General features: G+C 49.6%; 5 protein-coding genes. 3 read left to right on the plus strand and 2 right to left on the minus strand.

Annotation, left to right across the window (positions count from 1 at the left end; genetic code table 11):
- Together yedE and yedF are read left to right on the plus strand one after the other, a co-directional pair.
- Positions 1–1,133, plus strand: a 1,133-nt coding sequence (gene yedE, locus ACZAHD_RS21615; protein WP_462458568.1) for a selenium metabolism membrane protein YedE/FdhT, incomplete at its 5' end; no start/stop codon positions are given.
- On the plus strand, positions 1,130–1,363 hold the full coding sequence (gene yedF / locus ACZAHD_RS21620) for a sulfurtransferase-like selenium metabolism protein YedF (RefSeq protein WP_462458569.1): 234 nt from the start codon (positions 1,130–1,132) through the stop codon (positions 1,361–1,363). The genes yedE and yedF, both read left to right, overlap by 4 nt.
- 56 nt (positions 1,364–1,419) lie before the next feature.
- Here yedF and metQ read toward each other — a convergent pair whose 3' ends face one another.
- Entirely contained in the window at positions 1,420–2,235 is an 816-nt protein-coding gene (gene metQ, locus ACZAHD_RS21625; RefSeq protein WP_462458570.1) for a methionine ABC transporter substrate-binding lipoprotein MetQ, read from the minus strand.
- A gap of 406 nt (positions 2,236–2,641) precedes the next feature.
- Here metQ and dgcJ point away from each other — a divergent pair, with 406 nt between their 5' ends.
- Entirely contained in the window at positions 2,642–4,174 is a 1,533-nt protein-coding gene (dgcJ, locus tag ACZAHD_RS21630) for a diguanylate cyclase DgcJ (protein ID WP_462458571.1), read from the plus strand.
- A 40-nt stretch (positions 4,175–4,214) separates the two neighbouring features.
- Here the strand turns inward: dgcJ and ACZAHD_RS21635 are convergent.
- The coding region (locus ACZAHD_RS21635; protein WP_462458572.1) for a hypothetical protein at positions 4,215–4,873 on the minus strand (659 nt) is incomplete at its 5' end.

Below are 4,873 nucleotides of genomic sequence, written 5' to 3' on the forward strand. Positions count from 1 at the left end.
TCTCCACCTATTATTTCGGTATTACCGGCACGTTCTGGGCCGTTACCGGGGAATTTACCCGCTGGGGAGGGCAGTTATTGCAACTTGCCGGCGTTCATACCGAGCAATGGGGTTATTTCAAACTGATTCATCTCGAGGGGACGCCGTTAACCCGCATTGATGGCATGATGATTATCGGTATGTTTGGTGGCTGTTTCGCCGCCGCGCTGTGGGCAAACAATGTCAAACTCCGCCTGCCGCGCAGCCGGATCCGGATTATTCAGGCCGTGGCGGGCGGGATCATTGCCGGTTTTGGTGCACGCCTGGCGATGGGCTGCAACCTGGCAGCCTTTTTTACCGGTATTCCTCAGTTTTCACTCCACGCCTGGTTTTTTGCCATCGCGACGGCTATCGGGACCTGGTTTGGCGCGCGCTTTACACTACTTCCCCTGTTCCGAATCCCGGTCAGGATTCAGAAAGTGTCGGCGGCCTCGCCGCTAACGCAAAAACCGGCGCAGGCGCGGCGTCGTTTTCGCGCAGGGATGCTGGTGTTCTTCGCGATGATCGCCTGGGGGTTACTGACTGCACTCAATCAGCCCAAACTCGGACTGGCGATGCTGTTCGGGGTCGGTTTTGGTCTACTGATCGAACGTGCGCAGATCTGCTTTACTTCGGCGTTCCGCGATATGTGGATCACCGGACGCACCTATATGGCCAAAGCGATTATCTTTGGGATGGCGGCGAGTGCGATTGGTATTTTCAGCTATGTGCAACTGGGTATGGAACCCAAAATCATGTGGGCTGGCCCGAACGCGGTTATCGGCGGCCTGTTGTTTGGTTTCGGTATTGTGCTGGCAGGCGGCTGTGAAACCGGCTGGATGTACCGCGCCGTTGAAGGTCAAGTCCACTACTGGTGGGTAGGATTGGGTAACGTCATTGGTTCGACGATTCTGGCCTATTTCTGGGATGATTTATCACCAACGCTGGCCACCCGCTGGGATAAAGTCAATCTGCTGACCACCTTCGGGCCTTTTGGCGGCCTGCTGGTGACCTATCTGCTGTTATTTATCGCGTTGATGCTGGTCATTGCCTGGGAGAAACGTTTTTTCCGGCATAAATCCGCCGCGATGGCCAATATTAAGGAAACTGCATGAACACTATTGTTCCCGATTATCGTCTCGACATGGTAGGCGAACCCTGCCCCTATCCGGCCGTCGCCACCCTCGAAGCGATGCCTTCACTCAAAAAAGGGGAAATTCTCGAAGTGGTCAGCGATTGCCCACAGTCGATTAATAACATTCCGCAGGACGCCCGCAACTACGGTTATACCGTGCTCGATATTCAACAAGACGGGCCAACTATCCGCTATCTGATCCAGAAGTAATCCCTCCCCGCCCAGGCCGGTGACGTGCTTCCGCCGCCGGCCTGATACAGCACAGATTACCAGCCTTTTACCGCGTCGCCTTTGTACAGTTCCGCGGCGGCAGCGGCGACTTCATCGCTGTGATACGCTTTCACCAGGTTTTTCACCTTTTCACTGTCTTTGTTATCAATCCGGCTGGCGAAAATATTGACGTAGGGTGAGTTTTTATCTTCGACGAACAACCCGTTGCGGCTGGGCGAGAGCCCCACCTGACTGGAAAACGTCGTATTAATCACGGCAAGCGCAATTTGCCGATCGTCAAGCGCGCGGGTCAACTGCGGCGCCTCAATCTCGACGATTTTAAGCTTCTTCGGGTTATTCACAATATCTAACGACGTCGGCAGCAGACCCACCCCATCTTTAAGGGTAATCAGCCCCTGTTTTTGTAACAAAAGCAGCGAACGTCCAAGGTTGGTCGGATCGTTTGGCACCGCCACTTGCGCGCCATCAGGCAGTTCATCGATAGTGCGTATTTTTTTCGAGTAGGCGGCAATCGGATAGACGAATGTCGTGCCCACCTCAACCAGCTTATAGCCGCGCTCCTGGATCTGTTTATCCAGGTACGGTTTATGCTGGAAAGCGTTGATGTCCAGATCGCCATTATTCAGCGCTTCATTTGGCTGAACGAAATCGTTAAAGGTAACGACTTCAACATCAAGATTATACTTCTCTTTCGCCACCTTCTGCGCCACCGCCCAGACCTGCTGATCGATTCCCGCACTGATACCGACTTTGATATGATTCGGGTCCTGCCCGGCGGGGCCACAGGCGACCAGCAGCGCGGTGCTGACGACAAGCAACGAAACAACAAACTTCTTCAGCGTAAAAAACATTATCCCAGGGTCCTTTTTAAAATAGCCTGCCGATCGTGGCAGGAAAAGTAGCGTCTGAGACTATAGGAAATATCATTGGCGATATTAAAGACTGATTCACTATGATTTATAGCGATTGGCTATGAACCCGTAGCATAGCACAAGATGATTAAATTTTTCTGTCGCAGGATCGCCGGTTAAATAGCCCAAGTAACTGGTAAAAAAAATTAATTCAGATTAATATATTGCAATTATAGTGAATAAAAGTAATTTCTTATGAATGACAATACCAGTGAACCATGGTTGAGCGCGATTGCAGCCGAGGAGTCTGTCTGCGCATGCCGATTACATTTTAGTGTCACCCCGGGACTGATGCATGACCAGTTAACCCGGATTATCACCGCTTCAGGTATACAGGCCATTTAGGATGGACAGCAGACGCTTTGCCGTGAATTTCCGCTATATCAATACACTAATCGTTATTCTGACCACAGCTATCTTCATCGGTTTCAGCACCCGTGAATACCGGGAACTGGAAAGTTACATGAACTACGTGGCGGAAAATGGACGATCTGCGCTCTCCCATGCGGAATATATCAATCAGAATATGGCATTTCAGCTTTCCCGGGCTTTTTCTATACTCCCCCTGTCGCCAGATGGCGACAAAAATAAGCATGACGACGTGTGCCAACACCTGGAATCGGTCAATGGCGTACAGGGTTTGAACCTGCGAAACCAGACCTATCAGGGTCTAAATGGAACGTTGCAAACCCGGAATGCGGACTGTCAGGCCTGGGCCGAGGATGTTTCTGCGCTTTCCGTTATTCAAAACGATCGCCGCATGTCGGTGTCAAAATATACTTTCTCTGGTTACCGGGGGTATATTTTCAATAATATCCGATACTATATCGACCTGGTCAATAACTATATTTATATTAATAAAATCATTGATACTAACAAGTACAAGTTTGATAACTGGTTGGTGCGTGATGATAATGTCATCGATATTACCCGTAGCGCCCATACTATCAACATCGATCGTCGGGCGTTGAACGATCTGCGTCATGGCGAAAATACCACCTCCCACATTTATCGCGACGGTTATACTAAAAAAAATATCATTAGCATACTCACCCCGGTTTTTCAAAATGGTTTAATTAAAGGCATTATCGTCACCGATGTGAATATCGATGATTTAACCACTGCTTTTTACACCGCAGACCGTCCGGTACTCTGGCGCTTCCTGTCGTTGTACGTGACGGATGAATCGACCGCTGATGATATTTATTTCCATCGTTCGATGATTAAATCAATTAACATCATAAAATACAAAGAAAATTTAACTCCACTCTATGCATTAAATGTCAGAGTCGATCTCATCTATTTTATTATCAACAATTTATGGCTGGTGTTCATCTATATCTTTAGCACCTGGCTGCTTTGTCGTTACACCAAAAAGCAAATGGCGCGCCATGCTCAGCTGTCCAAAGATAATATTACGGATACCCTGACCGGCCTGTATAACAGAAAGATACTCACCGGATCCTTGAGTAATAAGATAGATGCCATGCTGAAAAAGCACATTCCTGTTACGCTAGTGTCTATCGACAGCGATGGTCTGAAAAAGATCAACGACACATTCGGTCACAATATGGGCGATAAAGTCATTCAGGCGTTGGGCCATTCTATCGAGCAGTCCATTCGTAAAAGTGACTATGGCATTCGTATTGGTGGCGATGAGTTTCTATTAATTCTTATCAATACCGACTATACCAAAAGCTTAGCAGTCATCGCCCGAATCAAAGAAAACTTACGTCATACGGATAGAGACCAGAAGGTCTCTTTTTCACATGGCAACTATCAATTAGAACCAGATGATTCTCTTGACAGCGCGATCAAAAAATCCGATCAGCTGCTATATGTTCACAAAAGAAACAAACATGGCGATACCCGGAAATAGCCTCCGCGGTCCTTCCTGCCGGGATGGCGGTAGCCGGCGCCTACCCCTGGAGGTTAACAGCCTCACAGCGGGCCCAGTTGTAGCTCACTCTGGCCAGTTTGAGTTCTCCACAAACCGCGCCAAATCGAAGCGCCTGATTCTGCTGAAAGTACCGCCGCAAATGTTCAGGTAGAAAACGGGCTCTGTAGCGCAGTAGCGTACAGTGCCAGAAAGGCGCCGGAAGCGGCGTGGTGGCGTGCCTGGAAAGCAGTTCGTCTTTCCAGGGCGATAGCAGAACTTTCTGGCAAAAAGCGTGGCGCATCGCCACAGCCTCCTCGTCCGGGATCCCGGCAAGCAATAGCTGGCCGGGAAGAGCAATCAAACGCAATTCTCTGACGGTAATTCGCCGGGCCTGATAATCAGCCCACATGGCATGTAACCGGGTAATCTTTTCAGGAAAGGGGTCGCTTTCGGCGTACAGCGGAAGAGTCAACGGCAAAAAAGTAAAGTGAAAACATGCCTCATGCAGTCTGTCCGCCAGCGGGTCATCGCGCACCTGTTCGCTGAGTTCATGGAAGAGTTGTTGGATTTGAGACGGCATTGTAGGCTGTATGCCCGTCGCCAGCGCTAGCTTTGTTGGGTCATAGTCCGGCGTATCGCGAATGTTACCGATCCCCTTGTTTTCTCGCCAGGTCGCCAGAGTCTTGTCGTTCGTTGATT

Source organism: Raoultella sp., assembly GCF_039594335.1.
GTDB lineage: Bacteria > Pseudomonadota > Gammaproteobacteria > Enterobacterales > Enterobacteriaceae > Klebsiella.

Coding starts and splice junctions, on each gene's coding strand:
- yedF (WP_462458569.1), top strand. CDS start 1,130: ATGAACACTATTGTTCCCGATTATCGTCTCGACATGGTAGGCGAACCC.
- metQ (WP_462458570.1), bottom strand. CDS start 2,235: ATGTTTTTTACGCTGAAGAAGTTTGTTGTTTCGTTGCTTGTCGTCAGC.
- dgcJ (WP_462458571.1), top strand. CDS start 2,642: ATGGACAGCAGACGCTTTGCCGTGAATTTCCGCTATATCAATACACTA.